The organism is Croceitalea marina (assembly GCF_042684265.1).
In the GTDB taxonomy this organism is placed as follows: domain Bacteria; phylum Bacteroidota; class Bacteroidia; order Flavobacteriales; family Flavobacteriaceae; genus Croceitalea; species Croceitalea marina.
The window spans coordinates 62,011-80,423 of sequence record NZ_JBHULB010000006.1; the positions used below are offsets into that span (position 1 = coordinate 62,011).

Sequence of the window (18,413 nt, forward strand, 5' to 3'; positions counted from 1 at the left end):
TAATACTATTTAGAAAAGCTCTTGGGAAGCTTTTTAGCCTGTTCCCAAAAAATATCCATTTCGGCCAAGGTCATTTCTTTAAGTGTTTTGTTTTGCTCTTTTGCCTTTGTCTCCAAAAATTGAAATCTTTTTATGAACTTCTTATTGGTTCGTTCAAGGGCATTTTCAGGACTTATATTTAAAAAACGGGCGTAATTGACCATAGAAAAAAGAACATCGCCAAATTCAGCTTCCATTTTATCCGTATCATCAACCTTTACTTCCTCTTGAAACTCTGCTAATTCTTCTTGCAACTTTTCGAAAACCTGCTCAGGTTTTTCCCAATCAAAACCGACCCCAGCAACTTTCTCTTGTATTCTATTTGCCTTGACCAAGGCTGGCAAACTATTAGGTACGCCTTCAAGCACACTTTTTTTACCTTCTTTAAGTTTTATATTTTCCCAATTTTCCTTTACCTGTTCTTCATTCTCAACCTTTACGTCTCCATAAATGTGCGGATGACGATTAATGAGTTTATCACATATTTCATTGGCTACATCGGCAATATCGAAGTCTTTTGTTTCAGAACCTATTTTGGCATAAAAAACAATGTGCAATAACAGATCGCCCAGCTCTTTTTTTACCTCTTCCAAATCATTGTCAAGAATGGCATCCCCCAGTTCATAGGTTTCCTCAATGGTCAAATGTCTTAGCGTTTGAAGTGTCTGCTTCTTATCCCAAGGACATTGGGCTCTGAGCTCGTCCATAATCGTAAGCAACCTATCAAAAGCTTTGAGTTGACCTTCTCTTGAATTCATTTTTCAAATTTTATTTAAAAATACAATCAACTTTGGTGAAGCAGCTAATACTATTTATGAAAGTTATAAACCAGCAATTTAACATATTAATAATCAGTTATTTACATAATAACCCTATATTTAGCATCCAGTTCCCTCCTATTTTAAATAATTCCCCCTTTTCTAGTTTAACCAATGTTTTATTCATATCCTCATGAAAGTATATCAAAAAATATTGATAGGGATTTTGGCCGCCGGTGTCATACTTTACATTTCGGTTCAAGAAACCCAACAATTAAAAAATAAAGACGCACAATATGCTTCGCTAAACTTCATTAAGTGCACTACTGCAAAATTTTTGTTAGGTAATATTGATAGTACAAAACAGATATCTCCTCTATTTGAAAATCTAGGCAATCATAGTTTTACTATCACAACTGCAAAAAAAGATGCGCAGACTTTCTTTAATCAAGGATTGAGACTAACCTATGCATTTAATCACGCTGAAGCTCATCGCTCGTTTATGGAGGCCGCCCGATTAGATTCAAAGTCTGCAATGACCTATTGGGGGCAGGCCTACGTTTTAGGACCAAATATTAACGACCCTTTACCAGATAACCAAAGGAGGCAAAAAGCTTGGGAAGCTATTCTGAATGCCAAAAAAAACCTTAGGAAGTCCACAGCAAAAGAGCAAGCTTTAATAGAGGCCCTATCTAAAAGATATTCTAGTGATAGTACTTCTGATATTGCAAAGTTGAACATGGCTTATATGAAAGCCATGGAAAAAGTGGCCTTGCAGTTTCCTAAAGATGCGGATATACAAGTATTATATGCTGCATCAGTAATGAATACCGTACCATGGAATTATTGGGACAAAGATGGAAATCCGTCACCAAACATAAATGAAGCAAAAGCTGCCTTAGAAAAAGCCATAGCGCTAAATCCAGAAAACCCTGGAGCACATCATTATTATATACATATGGTAGAACTTCCGAAGCCTGATTTAGCTGAACCAAGCGCAGATATATTGGGCAAATTAATGCCAGGAGCAGGTCATATAGTGCATATGCCCTCACACATATATATTAGGGTGGGGCGTTATTTAGATGCCGTAAAAGTGAATCAAAAAGCCATACTAGCAGATGAAGACTACATCTCTCAATGCTATTCTCAAGGTATGTATCCATTAGGGTATTACCCGCACAATATTCATTTTTTATGGTCAGCGGCAAGTCTTCTAGGTAATAGTGAGATTGCCCTAGATGCCGCCAAAAAAACTGCCGAAAAAGTACCAATCGGAGAAATGAAAGAATTACATTTTCTTCAAAATTTTGCCTCCACCCCACTTTTAGCCTACGTTCGATTCGGAAAATGGAATGATATTTTGACTATGCCAAGCCCTAATTCTGAAATTAAGCATCTTAAATTAATTTGGCATTATGCTCGTGGTGTAGCCTTTACTAGAAAAGAAAATCTAAAAGAAGCTAAAGAAGAATTAGATGCTATTGAAAACATCTTAAAAGATCCAGAAATGAAAGAAATAATGGCAGTAGGTTTTGACTCTAGTTTTGCCATTGCAGAATTAGCCTATGAAGTTGTTGCTGGCGAAGTAGCGTCTCTTGAAGGCTTAAATGAAAAGTCAATAAAACATTTTAGAGAGGCCGTTGAACTTGAAGACAATCTCACTTACAACGAGCCTTCGGCGTGGTATATACCACCTAGACAAAACTTGGGAGCAATGTTACTAAAGGTTAAGCAGTACCAAGAGGCTGAAGCAATTTACCGTGATGACTTAAAAGAGTTACGTCAAAATGGTTGGTCGCTTACTGGGCTTTACAAAAGTTTAGAAGCTCAAGGTAAAAATGAAGAGGCTAAAAAAGTAAAACTAGAACTCGAAAAAGCTTGGGAACATTCTGACTTAGAACTGAGCAGCTCAGTTCTTTAGTTTATAATCTCTTTTTTTGCTTGTTGAAATTCGGTCACCATTTCTTCCACAATTTTAGCTGCAGGTTTAATATCATGAATTAAAGCAGATACTTGACCTATCTCAAGTTCTCCTTCTTTTAAATCTCCTTCGAACATCCCTCTTTTTGCCCTTGCCCTACCCAGGACTGTTTTTAATTCTTCAATAGAAGCCCCTTTTTCATAGGCCTTTTGAACTTGACGGTAAAAATTGTTTTTAAGCAACCTCACGGGAGCTAATTCTTTTAAAGTCAACTGGGTATCACCCTCTTTAGCCTTAACAACTTCCTCTTTAAAAGAAAGATGTGAAGAAGCTTCATTACTGGCAACAAAACGGCTGCCGACCTGAACCCCGTCTGCTCCTAAGACCATAGCGGCCAACATTTGACGACCGGTCGCTATACCTCCGGCAGCTATTAAAGGAATGGCTAGTTTCTCTTTTACGGCGGGTATCAACACCAGTGTTGTGGTTTCATCTCGGCCATTGTGACCACCTGCTTCAAAACCTTCAGCGACTACCGCATCTACTCCTGCATCTTGGGCCTTAAGTGCAAACTTTACACTACTCACAACATGTGCCACAGTAATTCCTTTTTCTTTTAAAAAAGTCGTCCAAGTTTTAGGGTTTCCAGCAGATGTGAAAACTATTTTGACCCCTTCACCAATAATTATGGACATCAATTTATCAATATCCGGATACAACATGGGAATATTAACCCCAAATGGTTTGTCAGTGGCTTTTTTGCACTTTTGAATGTGCTCGACCAATACCTCTGGATACATGCTACCTGCACCTATTAAGCCTAGTCCGCCTGCATTGGAAACGGCTGAAGCCAATCTCCAACCACTTGCCCAAATCATACCTCCTTGAACTATAGGGTATTTTATATGGAATAAATCCGTTATTCGATTTTGCATAATGCTAAGATATGACTCCCGAACCGATTAACTCATCTTCGATATACCAGGCAACGAACTGGCCTTCCGTTATGGCCGATTGTTTTTCATCAAAATCAACATACAGGCCTGCATTAACTCGATATAAAGTTGCTTTTTGTAGAGGTTGACGATAACGGATTCTAGCCATAACAGTAATTATCCCATCAACCTTCAGTGCTAAATCTTCTCTTACCCAATGCAGTTCTTTTTCATTAACAAAAAGGGTTTTTCGTAAAAGACCAGGATGTGATTTTCCCTGTCCTGTATAAATAACGTTTTCATTTACATCGGTATCAATAACAAATAGAGGCTCTTTTGTACCTCCTACATCAAGGCCCTTTCGTTGTCCGATGGTAAAAAAATGGGCTCCAGAATGCTCTCCAACAATTTTTCCTCCATTTTTCGAATATGCTATTTTCTCTGAATGGTGCTTCAGTTCATCAATTTTATTGGTAAAGTTTTCGGTGTCACTTACATAATAATTTGCATTGGCAGGCACCTCTACAATTAAACCCTTTTTAGGCTTTAATTTTTGTTGTAAAAATTCTGGTAAACGTACTTTACCTATAAAACATAATCCTTGGGAGTCTTTTTTATCGGCCGTTACCAAATCATTATCCGCGGCAATTTTACGCACTTCTGGTTTCGTTAGTTCTCCAATAGGGAAAAGTGTTTTTGCCAACTGTTCTTGTGAAAGCTGACACAAAAAATAAGATTGGTCCTTATTAGTATCAGCTCCTGCCAAAAGTTGATAAGTTTCCGTTCCATCACTATTTTTAATTGTTCCCTTTCTACAATAGTGCCCGGTAGCCACATAATCGGCACCGAGACCCAAAGCAATTTTTAAAAAAACGTCGAATTTAATTTCGCGGTTGCACAGCACATCAGGATTAGGAGTTCTACCTTTTTCATATTCATTGAACATATAATCTACGATACGCTCCTTATATTCAACACTTAAGTCAACAGTCTGAAAAGGAATACCTAGTTTATCCGCTACTATCAAGGCATCATTGCTATCTTCCAACCACGGGCATTCATCTGAAATAGTAACAGAATCGTCATGCCAGTTCTTCATAAAAAGTCCAATTACTTCATATCCTTGCTCTTTGAGCAGATATGCCGTAACACTAGAATCTACTCCACCAGATAATCCGACAACAACTTTCTTTTTCATCATTTTAATCTAAGGTGTAAAAGTACAAAATAGGCTTTAAAAATAGGCAATACTAGTACTCTTCAGTCAGGTAATCAGGGTATTAACAATTAGGTTTTACATTGTAAATGTTGTTTCAAAATTTAACACAAATGTTAAACGTTTATTAAATAGTGTTTAACCAAAGCAACCTTTTGTCAAACAAAATATCCTAAAGAAGTAATTAAAAATAAATTGATTATCAGTTATTTGTGTGTAAAATACATATAAGTACCTGATTTTCAAACAATAAAAAGTTTAAAATTTATCAATTTTTGTTAAACAATTATTCTAAATCAATTTTCATGAAACAACTAACAAATTTCTTTAAAATCAGCTTGGTTTTATCTGTATTCGTAATAGCTTCTTGCTCGGATGACGACAACGGAGGTGGAACTGACATGGAAACCACAACTATTGTTGACCTTGCAGTGGCTACTAACGACCTAAGTATTTTGGTCGATGCCCTAACCAGTGCCAATCTCGCCGGAACCCTGGAAGGTGACGGCCCTTTTACAGTATTTGCCCCTACCAACAGCGCTTTTGAAGCATTTTTGGAAGCAAACGATTTTGCATCTTTAGAAGATGTACCAAATGACGTTTTAACGCAAGTACTATTAAATCATGTAGTAAGCGGAGAAAATTTATCTTCTTCACTTTCCACAGGATATATTTCTAGCTTATCAACAGCTGGAGCTGAAGGTAGAAACTTAAGTCTTTATATCAATATATCAACTGGAGTTACCATTAATGGAGTTGCCGATGTGGTAACTGAAGATATTCAGGCAGACAATGGAGTTGTGCATATTGTCGATGCTGTTATCGGACTGCCTACAATCGTAGACCATGCAGTATCCAATAGTGAGTTGTCTTCTTTGGTAACAGCTTTAACTGCTGATAACAATACTACATTTACTACACTTCTTTCAAGCACTATTACAGACTTTACTGTATTTGCGCCTGTAAATGCGGCATTTGGGGTGTACACAAACCCAAATAGTAATGATATCAATGATGTTTTATCATATCATGTAATTTCAGGAGACGCAGCTTTTTCTGATGAATTAATGAATATGTATGTTTCTACCGCTGCAACCAATGCAGACGGAGATGCATTAAGCCAGTATATTAATACCGATGATGGTGTAAGTATTAATGCAAGCAGTAATGTTGCCATTGCAGACATCGTTGCTGTAAATGGCGTAGTACATGCGGTAGATGCAGTTATAGACCTACCATCGGTAGTTACTTTTGCTGCTGCTGACCCCAATTTCTCAACACTGGTTCAAGCCTTGACAGATTTAACGCCTAGTGTAAATTTTGTCGAAGTACTTTCTGCCCAAGATGGAAATGGTAATGATCCATTTACGGTTTTTGCACCTACAAATGATGCTTTTGCTGCGTTGAGTGCTATTCCTGCTGAAGAGGATTTAATCCCAATTTTACAACATCATGTTGTTGCTGGAGCAAATATTCGTTCCAGTGATTTAACTGCAGATGGTACAACAACCACTCCTGCAACTTTAGAAGGAGATACGTTTACAATCACCTTACCAGGAACAGATGGTAATATCGCAGATGTGACCGACGGTGCAGGTAACGATGGGATAGGCATTATTGCAGTAGATGTACAAGCTAAAAACGGAGTAATCCATGTTTTAAATACTGTTCTAATACCAGACACTACAAACTAATATAAATAGGGGCCATCTTAAGCGGTGGCCCCTTTCTAATTAACCTTTAACACTATATAAAAATGAAAAAAAACCTCACATTTAAAAACGTATTTCTTCTACTGCTACTGTCGGTATTTGCAGTATCCTGCGATGATGACAAAGAAGAATTGATGGCTTCGATGGAAAGCCAAACTACTATTGTAGAAACTGCGCAAGGAGAAGAAAGTTTAAGCTCTCTCGTGGCAGCTCTATCTAAAGCCGACGAGAATGAAGACTCGGATTTAATTGGCACATTGAGCGGTAATGGTTCATTTACCGTATTTGCACCTTCAAATGAAGCCTTTACAGCGCTATTACAAGGTTTAGAAGGTTTTGATTCTCTTGAAGATTTTGATACTGAAGAAGAAAAGACATTATTGGCCAAGATTCTACAATATCACGTTGTTGCTGGTGTTGCCGCAGCATCTACAGACTTGTCAGAAGGTCAGACCATAACTACGGTGCAAGGAGAAAGTGTTTCGGTTAGCCTTGATGGTGGCGTATTTATCGGCGATGCTACCGAAGATGATGCAAAGGTTATTCTTGCCGACGTACCTAACTCAAATGGTATAGTGCATGTTATTAATAAAGTATTATTGCCCCAAGAGGTTCTCAATATACTTAGTCCGCCTCAAGATTTGGTAGACCTAGTAGTAGCGACTGAGGCTTTATCCGCTCTTGAAGCAGCTGTTATAAAAGCAGATTTAGTAGAGACTTTGCAGAGCGAAGGTCCTTTTACCGTTTTTGCTCCAACAGATGATGCTTTTGCAGGCCTTCTTATGGCCTTGGGAGAGGACTATAACTCTTTAGAGGATTTTGATACTGAAGAAGAAATCGCATTACTAAAAGATATTCTTTTATACCACGTTGTTCCAGCTAAAGTGTTGGCTGCTGATCTAGCTGAAGGTAGCGTTGCAACTGCTTTAGCTGAGAATACTATTGAAATTATTGCCGATGGAGAAACTTTTGTGATTGGCGATGCTTCTGATACCAATGCTGTAATAACGGGTACGGACATCATGGCTACTAATGGTGTAGCACATACCATCAATAAAGTTTTATTACCACAATCGGCCATTGACTTTTTGGCAACCCTTGAGCTTAAGAACATTGTTGAAATAGCTATCGCTACCGATGACCTGAGCATTCTTGTCGATGCACTTGTTGCTGCTAACGCCGGATTGGTGGAAACTTTGAGCGGTGAAGGTCCTTTCACGGTATTCGCCCCTACCAACGAGGCTTTTGTCGGTCTATTGGATATCCTAGGTGATGACTACAACGCACTTTCCGATTTCGATACTCAGGAAGAGATAGACCTTTTGGTTAAGATTCTTACCTACCACGTAGTGGCGGGAACCGAAGCTTTCGCCGCAGACCTTTCCGATGGACAGTCAATCGCAACGGTAAACGGAGCTTCAGTAGGCATCAATATTACAAACCATACTGTTCACATTATTGACGCTACCGATGATAATGCTACCGTGGTGATTCCTGATGTGGATGCCAGTAACGGAGTCGTACACGTAATCAACAAAGTATTGTTACCGCAGGAAGCGGTTGATTTTGTTACGGCGATGCAAACACCAAACATTGTTGAATTAGCGCAATCAGTAGATGATTTAAGTTATTTGGTCGCTGCCTTAATTCAGGCAGACGCAGGTTTAGTCGAAGCCTTAAGTGGTGAAGGCCCTTTCACGGTATTCGCTCCTACCAATCAAGCATTTACAGATTTATTACATGCCTTAGGTAGTAACTATAATAGCTTAGAAGATTTTGATACCGAAGAAGAGAAAGCGCTTCTTGTAAAAATTCTAACCTATCATGTTGTTGCCGGCGCCGTCGTAGCTTCTGGAGATTTAAGCAATCACCAAGAGTTTACAACTTTACAAGGCGAGTCGATTTTCGCAATACTAAACCACGGTGTATTTATTAGAGATAAAACACATGTTGATGCTAGAGTTATTGGTGCAGATAATGTTGCTAGCAATGGTATAGTACATGTTATCAACAAAGTTTTACTTCCACAAGAAGTTTTAGATGCGCTACACTAAAATAAAGCTTGGCTATTAGTAAGTTAAGGACTACAAAAAAGCCTTTCATTATCTAATGAAAGGCTTTTTTCATCTATGGTATTAACCGTTCGTCGATGAGACATCAAAAGGGTATCCTTTACCATACAAAAAACACCGCTTGACAACTATTAATTTTTTTGAAAGGAATTAGGTCGCATCTTTGGAGTCCCGAATCTTTCCAAACTATGCCTATTATGGCGGAAGCTTCCTCCGAAAGGAGGAAGTTTTTTTTAACAAAAGTTCCCCTAGAAATTTTTATTTATTTTTCTTTTGTGCTTCGGCCTGTTCCATCATCTCACGCATCTTTTTCTGGAACTTATTCTCTTTTTTAGGCTTCTTTTTATTCTCTTGTATTTGGGCATGTATCTTTTTATCATCTAGAATATAATTCTTGATGACTAACATGATACCAATCGTAATTAGGTTAGAAACAAAATAATACAAACTCAACCCACTCGCGTAGTTATTAAAGAAGAACAACATCATTAATGGTGACAAATACATGATGAATTTCATATTTGGCATGCCAGGTTGCTGTTGCATTTGCATGCTTTGACCCGTTGTCATCATCATATAAAAGAAAATAGCCACCGAGGCCAATATTGGAAATAGACTCACGTGATCCCCATAAAAAGGAATTGTAAATGGAAGATTAAAAATAGTATCATATGAACTTAGGTCTTCCGCCCATAAAAAGGATTTCTGTCTTAGGGCAAATGACGTAGGAAAGAACATGAACAATGAATAGAAAATAGGCAATTGCAACAATGCTGGCACACAACCACTCATGGGGCTGACCCCAGCCTTACCATACAACTTCATGGTCTCTTGCTGTTTTTTCATGGCATTGTCCTTATACTTCTCGTTGATCTCCGTTATCTCCGGTTTTAATACTTTCATTTTTGCCTGCGAGAGGTATGACTTGTACGTTACAGGTGATAATGCCAATCTAACAATGATGGTCATTATGATAATAGCGATGCCATATGGTAAGAAAGAGCTTAAAAAAGTATAAAAAGGCGTAAAAACGTACCTATTGATCCAACCAAAAATACCCCATCCAAAATAAATGGTATCTTCTAACTGATACTCATCGTACTGGCTTAGCACTTTGACATCAGTTGGGCCATAGTACCAATCTAAACTCTCTGAAATTTCACCACCCTCGAGGGCCAAGGGGATAGTTGCGGAAAAATCTTTAGTGAACTTAACCTCTTTACTTTCTTCTTCGACTAAATTAACGGAGCTAATTTCCGCGGTTTTAAAGTTCTTTTTGGTCGCTAAAATAGAAGTGAAAAAGTGTTGTTTAAAAGAAAGCCATTGCACATCTTCTTCAGTTTCTTCATCATCACTATTAGCTGAAAGATAATCTATCTTACCATCTTCATAATTGTACATCATTTCAGTATAGCGACTTTCGTACTGCACACTTTTGTTATGTCGTATACCCTTCAGTTTCCATTCTAGGTTTAGCGGTTTCGATGAATTCAAAACCCCGTTTAAACCTTGTGATCTAACGGTGAAATCTACCAAATAATCTTTTGGTTTCATTTCATACCGGTATTCTAAATACTGGTTTTCAGAAACTTTGGCCTTTAAAGAAAGAATTTGATTATTGCCACTACTGCTAAGTGTAGGTTCGAAAAACAAATCCGAAGTACTTAAAACCCTGTTGTCGTTTGTAGAAAAAGAAATGGCAAAATTTGCATTACCATCTTTTATCAAATGTACAGGTATAGAGTCATAAGTAACAAAGTCTTTCATCTTTGCCTCAACAATCTGCCCACCTTTATTGGAAATTTCTAAGTATAAAACTTCGTTTTCCAATTTGGTAGTTCCTTCTGAAGTTTTTGTGAAACCAAATGCCCCTACAGCACTTTTATAATTTGCGACCGCTGTGGAATCTTGCAGATCAATAACAGTTGGTTTTTGTTCTTCGATTTTCTCAACTTGGTTGCTATTGGCTTCTACTGCTACTTGTTCTTGTTTGGCCTTTTCAGCTTCAATTTCCTCAGGTGTGGGTTGATTGAAGTAGAACATCGCTATCATTACGGCAAAAATTAATACAAAGCCTATAACCGTATTAATATCAAACTTCTTTTCTTCCATGAAAGTTATTTAGTGGTGCTTATCTACAAACTTAGGTTGGCAAATATATATCCAAATGTGGTTTTTATGCCAAACTGGCATTAGTTTGTTGCAGTTTCTGTTGTAAGACCGCCTTCACAAATCCGATAAACAGTGGATGCGGGTCGGCAACAGTACTTTTATATTCTGGGTGATATTGCACCCCTACAAACCAAGGGTGCGAAGGTATCTCTACTATTTCTACCAAATTGGTTTTTGAATTTATGCCCGAAGCAATAAGCCCTGCATCTTCTAATTCTTCTTTGTATTTGTTATTAAATTCAAAGCGGTGTCTATGACGTTCTGAAATTTCTGCTTTGCCGTTATATATCTCTTTAGCAAGTGTACCGTTTTTCAAATTGCAGTCCCATGCACCTAAACGCATCGTACCTCCTTTGCTGGTCACGGTCTTTTGCTCTTCCATTAAGTTAATTACCGGATGTGGCGTTTGCTCATCCATTTCGGTCGAATTCGCATCGGTATAACCCAAAACATTTCTTGCATACTCAATGACCGCCATTTGCATACCCAAACAAATACCTAAAAAGGGAATGTTATTTTCCCTAGCATACTGCACTGCAAGAATCTTACCTTCTATACCTCTTTCACCAAAACCAGGAGCCACCAAAATACCATTAAGGCCCATCATCTTTTTATTCAAGTCTTTTACGGTGATATGTTCTGAATGTATGGACCGTACATTTACCTTAACCTCATTTGCTGCACCTGCATGAATAAATGATTCTAAAATGGATTTATAAGAATCTTGCAGTTCAACGTATTTACCTATTAAACCAATGGTAACTTCACTTTTTGGATTTTTATGTTTGTGCAGAAACTGCTTCCAATTATCTAAATCGGTCTCTGAATTATCGGGCAAAGCCAACTTTTGAAGCGCTACGGTATCTAAACCTTCCTCTTGCATAAGAATAGGCACATCGTATATGGTTGATGCATCAATAGACTGAACTACAGCTTCCTTTTTCACATTACAGAAAAGTGCCAACTTGTTCTTAATATCATCTGATATTTCATGCTCGGTACGACAGACCAAAATATCGGCCTTTATTCCACTTTCCATCAGGGTTTTTACCGAGTGTTGTGTAGGTTTGGTCTTTAACTCCCCCGCTGCAGATAAAAAAGGTACCAAAGTGAGGTGTATGACAATACCATTGTTATCACCTAATTCCCAAAGAAGTTGGCGAACCGCCTCTATATAAGGTAAAGATTCAATATCACCGACAGTACCTCCAATTTCAGTAATTACAATATCATACTCACCACTATTACCAAGAATTTGAATGCGTTCTTTAATTTCATTGGTAATATGGGGCACCACTTGAACGGTTTTACCCAAAAACTCTCCTCTACGCTCTTTTTCTATGACACTCTGATAAATTCTACCCGTGGTAACATTATTGGCCTGAGAGGTTTTTACATTTAAAAAACGCTCATAATGCCCAAGGTCTAAATCTGTTTCCGCGCCATCGTCGGTTACATAGCATTCGCCATGCTCGTAAGGGTTTAATGTACCTGGATCAACATTAATGTACGGGTCTAATTTTTGAATGGTTGTTTTATAACCTCTGGCCTGTAGTAATTTAGCCAAAGAAGCGGCGATAATACCTTTACCTAATGAAGATGTTACGCCTCCCGTAACAAAAATGTACTTGGTTTGTGACATGATTGTATCTGCTTTTACGGGGCATAAAGGTACATATTATAGGCAGATATTTAGGCTAATCCTTCGGGAATTCTTTTCGTAGCTTTCTAATCATGGGTTCTAAACCGTTCGATTTAATATCTAAAATGGTTTGGAGGTAGTCACCTAATTTTCCTTCAGGAAAGCCTTTCTGTTTAAACCATACTAGGTAGGGAATAGGCAAATCGACCAAATACCTATCCTTGTATTTACCAAAGGGCATTTTGTAATGCACCAACTTTAGCAGTTCTTGTTTGTCTGGTTTAATTTCCATTTATTTCGCTAAAAATACTATCTTTCATTTTAGAAAAGCCACTAATGAGAAGAAGAGATTTTGTAGCTGCCTCAGCAATAGGTGCAGCAGGTATGGTCACCACATCTGGTTTAGCACAAACAAATACCGTAAAAAAAGATTTTGAACTCAAGAACAATATAAACCATAGTGTTTGTCAATGGTGCTTTGGGGATATTCCCCTAGAGGATTTTTTAAAAGAGTTGAATACATTAGGTATTAAAGCTATAGACCTTATTGGCCCAAAAGACTGGCCGCTACTTAAAAAATATGATATTCATTGTTCAATGTGCAATGGTGCAGAAATCAGTTTGACAGAAGGATGGAACGACCCAAAATATCATGAACAATTAATTAAGCAGTATACTGAAATTATACCTCAAGTGGCGGAGGCAGGTTATACCAACCTAATTTGTTTTAGCGGCAATAGACGAGGTATGAACGACTATGTAGGTCTGCAGAATTGTGTAGATGGACTTTCAAAAATTATTCCTTTGGCCGAAGAACATGGCGTTGTAATTCAAATGGAACTTTTTAATCAGGTGAACCACCCAGATTATATGTGCGACAACTCACTTTGGGGAATAGAACTTTGCAAACATCTTGGCAGCGAAAACTTTAAGTTGCTTTATGACATTTATCACATGCAAATTCAAGAAGGTGATATTATCAGAAGCATTCAGAATTATCATCACTACTTTGGGCATTACCATACTGCCGGGGTACCAGGGCGAAATGAAATTGATGAAACCCAAGAACTATACTACCCTGCCATTATGAAAGCCATCTTGGATACCGGATTTAAGGGGTATGTAGCGCAAGAATTTATCGTGACCTGGGATGATAAAATAGCCGCTTTAAAAGATGCTTTTTCGCGCTGTGACGTTTAATCTGCTTTAGCCAAGGCCAGCGCTATCTGCTCATTCCAACGAAGTTGCTGTTCTCTATTTCTTGAAAAGCTGGTTTCCCAATCATAACGGTCTTGAAAATCTGAAAGTTCTTTTAGGGTCTCTTTATAGATCGCTCGAACCTCAGCTTTCACATTATCAGAAAATGAAGTTTCATTTAACCGTTTCCGCATTTTTCTTGCAAACAATTCTGAAATATCAAAATGAAGCTGTTCGTGACTCAAGATTAAATCGTTACAAACCGAAGGCTTATACCATGATTCATTGGGGTAAAAAAATGCATTGACCTCAAAATCAAGTTTTACTTCATGATGTAACAAATTAGCAGAATACTTATAGCTGATACCACTTGCAGTTGTAGCGGCCGGTGCAGCATCAGGAGGCACCTCTCCCTTGAAATCTTTCCAGGTAAGTCTTTTATTGGCATTCCAGACATAAGACTCCTCTAAGTCTTGAGAAAAACAACTTATCCCAAAAACTAGAAAAATATATGTTATTATCAGGCCTTTGTCCAATTGAAGGTAATTTCTTTTTCAATATCTGGATGCAAACTGTGATGCACTGGGCAGGTATTTGCCGTGCGCTCTAGTATAGTTCTATGTTTATCAGAAACAGCCGAAGGAAGTTCTATATGCACTTCAATTTTCGCTATTCTTCTGGGCTCTGAAGCCATATGTTTGGTAACGGCAGCAGTCACTCCTTTTAAATCGACCGATAGGTCTCTGGCTTTTATCCCCATAACGGTAAGCATACAACTTGCCAAACCTGTAGCGACCGTATCCGTTGGGGAAAATGCTTCCCCCAAACCATTATTGTCGACCGGTGCATCGGTAATAAATTCATTACCAGAACGCAAATGGTGGCACGTTGTTCGCAATTCACCAGTATAAGTAACTTTAGACGTCATTATTCTTCGATTTGTTTTACTTGAAGTTGGTCATATTGCATCAAATAAGATGCATTATTAAAGTAACCTTTTGTCCATTTGTTGTAATAATTGAATTTATTACCACTATACTCGGTTAAACCAATCAACTGTGAAGTAGCCTCCAAATTCTTTTTATATGCTAGCTTTAATAGCAAGTCTAGGGTTAAATCGAAACCACGAGTGGCATAGCGATCAGGCTCATTACCATACTTTTTGGTATAAGCATCGGTAAAATAATCTCCATTAATTTCTCTGTTGGCAGATGGGTATGTAAATTTTAAATTTGATAGATGTGGCAAAGAAACTTCGTCTCCTTCAAAAGCACTATTGTAATTAGTAGTAAACATACGCACCGTATAGTTTTCTTCTGAATTTGCTGCATTTAAAATGGAGCTTATACTGGCTACAAGATTCTGTTTTTTTGTTTCTACAAAAACCCAATACTCTTGATTTTCAGATAACATCAATAAAAAATCCTCTAAATGCAAGGACCCATCTTTAGCCATTTTAGCAACACGTGCGGTTGGAAATTTGGCAAGAATAGAATCTTTTACAGCTTGGTGCTTATCATCTGCAATTACCAGAATTTTTTCTTTATCTATTTTCTTTGCAACATAATCTAAAATGCTAACTCTAAGATTCTCATCATTAGGCATAGAGTAAAAAACATTGCTTAAACTCATTTGGTTGTTAGAAGCATATGGTGCAATTACCGGTATATTATAATTAGATGCTTGGACAGCAACTTCCGCTATTAAATTTGGACTTATTGGACCAACTATGGCATCTACATTAATTAAAGACTGTTGCAGTAATAAACTTTTCGTCTTTTCATAACTTAATTCAGTATCTAAAACTTTTACATCTACAGAAAGCCCCATCTTTTTTACAGAATCTAAGGCAACCATAGCCCCGGTGTAAAGACCCAAAGCAGCACTCATATCTCTTCTACCTTTTACTTGAGCTTCAGTCTTCTTCTTATCATTAAAATCTACTCTATCTAACCTAAATGGTAGTAAAAAAAGAAGACTTGGCCTATTTTCAATATTAATACTATCTATTAAGTTTATTTTATCTAGTACTAAAGCATTTTTAACTGCTAGCTGTTTTGCTTTTACTTTTGGTAATTTAAGAACCATACCGGCCCTTAATCCATTCTCCAATTCTGGGTTAAGTGCAAAAAGAGAATCACGAGAAATTTGTAAGTTTTGAGTTAACCTAAAAATATTTTGCTTTGGCTTTACCTCATAAAAAATATAATTATCTGTATTTACGGTTTCGGTAATAGGTTTTCTTTTTGGCAAACGCAATACCATACCTTCTTTTAGACCTCCTACTTCATTAATTTCTGGATTAAGTTTTATAACAGAATCAATGGGAATACCGTAATTCTGACTTATTCTAAATATCCCTATAGATTTTGGCACGGTATAAGACTCAAACAGCACTACTTCTTGCTCACTGAGACCATCTCCTTTTGGTCTAGGCAGTTTCAATTCTTGCCCTTCAGCTAAATAAGCAGTGTTTTTGGGCAATTCTGGGTTTAAAACCAGCAAGCTATCCACCGTAATACCGTATTTGTTGGCAATACTCCATCGTGTTTCTTTTGCTTTTACGGTATAAATTTCAACCTCTAATTCTTTTTCTTCTTCAACTTCGGGATATTGCGGTATCTGCAATACCATTCCCTTTTTAAGTTGTTCAGCATATAATGTGGGGTTATACTTTTTTATTTGTTCTTCGCTAACACCGTATAGCTGGGTAAGGCCAAACATGGTTTCGCGCTTTTTAACCTTATGCTTTTTATAACTAATAGGAACTTCTTGTTCTATAGCTACTTTTTCTTTTGGTTTTTCCTTTTCAACAACAGGTTTTCCAGCTACTTGTATAACCAAAACCGTATTTGGTTTAATATCTTCTGAGTTTTTTAGCTCTTTATTTAGTTGAAGTATAGAATAGGGTGTTACACGGTATTGCTTTGCAATACTGGTTAAAGTCTCTCCCTTCTTTACCTGATGTGTAGTGTATTTTTGTTGTGCAGCAACCTTGTTACTGAAAAAAAATACTACGGCGAATACACAAACTATCTTAAAAACTAATCTTTTCATTATTCCCATTCTATAGTCGCTGGAGGTTTTGAACTAATATCATATACGACACGATTTACTCCAGGGACTTTATTAATGATGTCATTTGACGTTTTTTGCAAAAATTCATAGGGTAAATTAACCCAGTCTGCCGTCATTCCATCTGTACTTTCAACAGCTCTTAAAGCTACACATTTTTCATAAGTACGTTCATCACCCATTACGCCCACACTATTTACGGGTAAAAGCATAGCACCTGCCTGCCAAACGCTATCATAAAGGCCATTACTTTTTAAACCATCAATAAAAATAGCATCTACCTCTTGTAAAATAGACACCTTTTCTGGAGTAATGTCACCCAAAATTCGAATTGCCAATCCAGGTCCTGGGAAGGGATGCCTTCCTAAAAGTTCTTTATCTAATCCCATACTGGCTCCTACCCTTCGCACTTCATCTTTAAACAACATTTTCAAAGGCTCTACTACTTTCAGTTTCATATAATCGGGCAATCCACCAACATTATGATGACTTTTTATGGTGGCTGAAGGTCCTCCCGTTGCTGAAACCGATTCAATCACATCAGGATAAATAGTCCCCTGTGCCAACCATGTAGCACCATCAACCAATTTAGATTCATCATCGAATACCTCAACAAAAACACGACCGATAATCTTACGTTTTTTCTCGGGATCGCTCTCCCCTGCCAATTCATCCAAAAAGCGTGCCGAAGCATCTACGCCTTTTACATTGAGCCCCATTCCTTCGTACTGTTTTAATACTCCGCTAAACTCATTTTTACGCAACAAGCCATTGTTCACAAAAATACAATGCAAATTGGGGCCAATAGCTTTATGAAGCAAAACTGCGGCAACCGAAGAATCGACGCCTCCAGATAAGCCTAAAATCACTTTATCATCTCCAAGTTTTTCTTTAAGTTCAGCTACCGTTGTCTCTACAAAAGCATCGGGTGTCCAAGTTTGTTCTATTCCCGCGATGTTGACTAAAAAGTTCTCTAACAACTGTTTTCCGTCTGTCGAATGATATACTTCAGGGTGGAATTGAATACCATAGGTTTCTTCCCCATCAAATTTAAATGCCGCATTCTCTACATCATGCGTACTTGCTAAAAGCTGGGTATTCTCAGGAAGTTGTTTAATGGTATCCGCATGACTCATCCACACTTGGCTTCCGGTATTGACCTTTGCTAAAAAAGGATTATCTGTTTCTACATGGGAGAGGTTGGCTCTACCGTACTCCCTAGTATTTGACTTTTCGACGTTCCCACCATTAAAATGAGCCAAATATTGAGCTCCATAACAAACACCTAATAAAGGTTTCTTTCCTCGAATTTCCGACAAATCTGGATGCGGTGCATCATCAGCTCTAACAGAAAATGGAGAACCCGAAAGTATCACCGCTTTATACTCAGAGAGGTCTTCTGGGGGGTTATTAAAAGGTTTAATTTCAGAGAAAATATTCAGCTCTCGAACACGTCTACCAATGAGTTGAGTATACTGAGAACCGAAGTCTAGAATTAGGACTTTGTTTTGCATGGGCAAAAATAGGAAAATCGAAAATTTAAAGAAGTCTTCTTTCTAGATATTTACAAGAGGTTTTTAACACCTTAACTATATCAATAAATATGACTCTTAGCACTTAACAAAGGAATAATTGTATCTTTAAAAATATTCCCCCACCAAACCAAACTTT

The 18,413-nt window shown here is 37.6% G+C and carries 14 protein-coding genes; 4 read left to right on the top strand and 10 right to left on the bottom strand.

Translation table 11 applies throughout. The features are described 5' to 3' along the window. Positions 1–5: 5 nt before the first annotated feature. On the bottom strand, positions 6–797 hold the full coding sequence (mazG, locus tag ACFSQJ_RS02435) for a nucleoside triphosphate pyrophosphohydrolase (RefSeq protein ID WP_377765252.1): 792 nt from the start codon (positions 795–797) through the stop codon (positions 6–8). Positions 798–990: 193 nt separating this feature from the next. On the opposite strand from mazG, the gene ACFSQJ_RS02440 reads away from it, so the two are divergent. Then, positions 991–2,721, top strand: coding sequence for a tetratricopeptide repeat protein (locus ACFSQJ_RS02440; protein ID WP_377765254.1), 1,731 nt, complete (start codon positions 991–993; stop codon positions 2,719–2,721). Here the strand turns inward: ACFSQJ_RS02440 and ACFSQJ_RS02445 are convergent. Beyond that, the gene (locus tag ACFSQJ_RS02445; RefSeq protein WP_377765256.1) at positions 2,718–3,656 is read right to left on the bottom strand and encodes an NAD(P)H-dependent flavin oxidoreductase; all 939 of its coding nucleotides are present in this window, start codon (positions 3,654–3,656) and stop codon (positions 2,718–2,720) included. The genes ACFSQJ_RS02440 and ACFSQJ_RS02445 overlap by 4 nt on opposite strands. A 4-nt stretch (positions 3,657–3,660) precedes the next feature. Continuing rightward, the gene (gene mnmA / locus ACFSQJ_RS02450; RefSeq protein ID WP_377765791.1) at positions 3,661–4,854 is read right to left on the bottom strand and encodes a tRNA 2-thiouridine(34) synthase MnmA; all 1,194 of its coding nucleotides are present in this window, start codon (positions 4,852–4,854) and stop codon (positions 3,661–3,663) included. A 323-nt stretch (positions 4,855–5,177) separates the two neighbouring features. Here mnmA and ACFSQJ_RS02455 point away from each other — a divergent pair, with 323 nt between their 5' ends. After that, a complete protein-coding gene (locus tag ACFSQJ_RS02455) occupies positions 5,178–6,566 on the top strand; it encodes a fasciclin domain-containing protein (protein ID WP_377765257.1) in 1,389 nt (462 codons plus the stop codon). 62 nt (positions 6,567–6,628) lie between these two features. Next, the gene (locus ACFSQJ_RS02460) at positions 6,629–8,638 is read left to right on the top strand and encodes a fasciclin domain-containing protein (RefSeq protein WP_377765259.1); all 2,010 of its coding nucleotides are present in this window, start codon (positions 6,629–6,631) and stop codon (positions 8,636–8,638) included. 276 nt (positions 8,639–8,914) lie between these two features. Here the strand turns inward: ACFSQJ_RS02460 and yidC are convergent, their stop codons facing one another. The 3 genes from yidC to ACFSQJ_RS02475 form a co-directional block, all read right to left on the bottom strand. Beyond that, entirely contained in the window at positions 8,915–10,768 is a 1,854-nt protein-coding gene (yidC, locus tag ACFSQJ_RS02465; protein ID WP_377765260.1) for a membrane protein insertase YidC, read from the bottom strand. 64 nt (positions 10,769–10,832) lie between these two features. Next, positions 10,833–12,470, bottom strand: coding sequence for a CTP synthase (locus ACFSQJ_RS02470; RefSeq protein ID WP_377765261.1), 1,638 nt, complete (start codon positions 12,468–12,470; stop codon positions 10,833–10,835). A gap of 55 nt (positions 12,471–12,525) precedes the next feature. Further along, entirely contained in the window at positions 12,526–12,762 is a 237-nt protein-coding gene (locus ACFSQJ_RS02475) for a DUF3820 family protein (RefSeq protein ID WP_377765262.1), read from the bottom strand. Between the two features lie 44 nt (positions 12,763–12,806). Here ACFSQJ_RS02475 and ACFSQJ_RS02480 point away from each other — a divergent pair, with 44 nt between their 5' ends. Next, entirely contained in the window at positions 12,807–13,670 is an 864-nt protein-coding gene (locus ACFSQJ_RS02480; protein WP_377765264.1) for a hydroxypyruvate isomerase family protein, read from the top strand. Here ACFSQJ_RS02480 and ACFSQJ_RS02485 read toward each other — a convergent pair. From ACFSQJ_RS02485 to guaA, 4 genes are read right to left on the bottom strand one after another with little or no spacing between them, the layout of a single operon-like run. Then, positions 13,667–14,203 carry a DUF922 domain-containing protein gene (locus ACFSQJ_RS02485; protein ID WP_377765265.1) on the bottom strand — a complete coding sequence of 179 codons (537 nt, stop codon included), beginning with the start codon at positions 14,201–14,203 and terminating at the stop codon, positions 13,667–13,669. The genes ACFSQJ_RS02480 and ACFSQJ_RS02485 overlap by 4 nt on opposite strands. Next, on the bottom strand, positions 14,188–14,595 hold the full coding sequence (locus ACFSQJ_RS02490) for an OsmC family protein (RefSeq protein ID WP_377765267.1): 408 nt from the start codon (positions 14,593–14,595) through the stop codon (positions 14,188–14,190). Before ACFSQJ_RS02490 ends, ACFSQJ_RS02485 begins: the two co-directional genes overlap by 16 nt. Then, positions 14,595–16,724, bottom strand: a complete 2,130-nt coding sequence (locus ACFSQJ_RS02495) for a LysM peptidoglycan-binding domain-containing protein (RefSeq protein WP_377765269.1) — start codon at positions 16,722–16,724, stop codon at positions 14,595–14,597. The genes ACFSQJ_RS02490 and ACFSQJ_RS02495 overlap by 1 nt, the downstream gene beginning before the upstream one ends. Next, the gene (guaA, locus tag ACFSQJ_RS02500) at positions 16,724–18,256 is read right to left on the bottom strand and encodes a glutamine-hydrolyzing GMP synthase (RefSeq protein ID WP_377765270.1); all 1,533 of its coding nucleotides are present in this window, start codon (positions 18,254–18,256) and stop codon (positions 16,724–16,726) included. Before guaA ends, ACFSQJ_RS02495 begins: the two co-directional genes overlap by 1 nt. Positions 18,257–18,413: the final 157 nt, after the last annotated feature.

Excerpts from the sequence above, each read along its gene's own strand:
- mazG (WP_377765252.1), bottom strand. The coding sequence starts at position 797 with ATGAATTCAAGAGAAGGTCAACTCAAAGCTTTTGATAGGTTGCTTACG.
- ACFSQJ_RS02440 (WP_377765254.1), top strand. The coding sequence starts at position 991 with ATGAAAGTATATCAAAAAATATTGATAGGGATTTTGGCCGCCGGTGTC.
- ACFSQJ_RS02445 (WP_377765256.1), bottom strand. The coding sequence starts at position 3,656 with ATGCAAAATCGAATAACGGATTTATTCCATATAAAATACCCTATAGTT.
- mnmA (WP_377765791.1), bottom strand. The coding sequence starts at position 4,854 with ATGAAAAAGAAAGTTGTTGTCGGATTATCTGGTGGAGTAGATTCTAGT.
- ACFSQJ_RS02455 (WP_377765257.1), top strand. The coding sequence starts at position 5,178 with ATGAAACAACTAACAAATTTCTTTAAAATCAGCTTGGTTTTATCTGTA.
- ACFSQJ_RS02460 (WP_377765259.1), top strand. The coding sequence starts at position 6,629 with ATGAAAAAAAACCTCACATTTAAAAACGTATTTCTTCTACTGCTACTG.
- yidC (WP_377765260.1), bottom strand. The coding sequence starts at position 10,768 with ATGGAAGAAAAGAAGTTTGATATTAATACGGTTATAGGCTTTGTATTA.
- ACFSQJ_RS02470 (WP_377765261.1), bottom strand. The coding sequence starts at position 12,470 with ATGTCACAAACCAAGTACATTTTTGTTACGGGAGGCGTAACATCTTCA.
- ACFSQJ_RS02475 (WP_377765262.1), bottom strand. The coding sequence starts at position 12,762 with ATGGAAATTAAACCAGACAAACAAGAACTGCTAAAGTTGGTGCATTAC.
- ACFSQJ_RS02480 (WP_377765264.1), top strand. The coding sequence starts at position 12,807 with ATGAGAAGAAGAGATTTTGTAGCTGCCTCAGCAATAGGTGCAGCAGGT.
- ACFSQJ_RS02490 (WP_377765267.1), bottom strand. The coding sequence starts at position 14,595 with ATGACGTCTAAAGTTACTTATACTGGTGAATTGCGAACAACGTGCCAC.
- ACFSQJ_RS02495 (WP_377765269.1), bottom strand. The coding sequence starts at position 16,724 with ATGAAAAGATTAGTTTTTAAGATAGTTTGTGTATTCGCCGTAGTATTT.
- guaA (WP_377765270.1), bottom strand. The coding sequence starts at position 18,256 with ATGCAAAACAAAGTCCTAATTCTAGACTTCGGTTCTCAGTATACTCAA.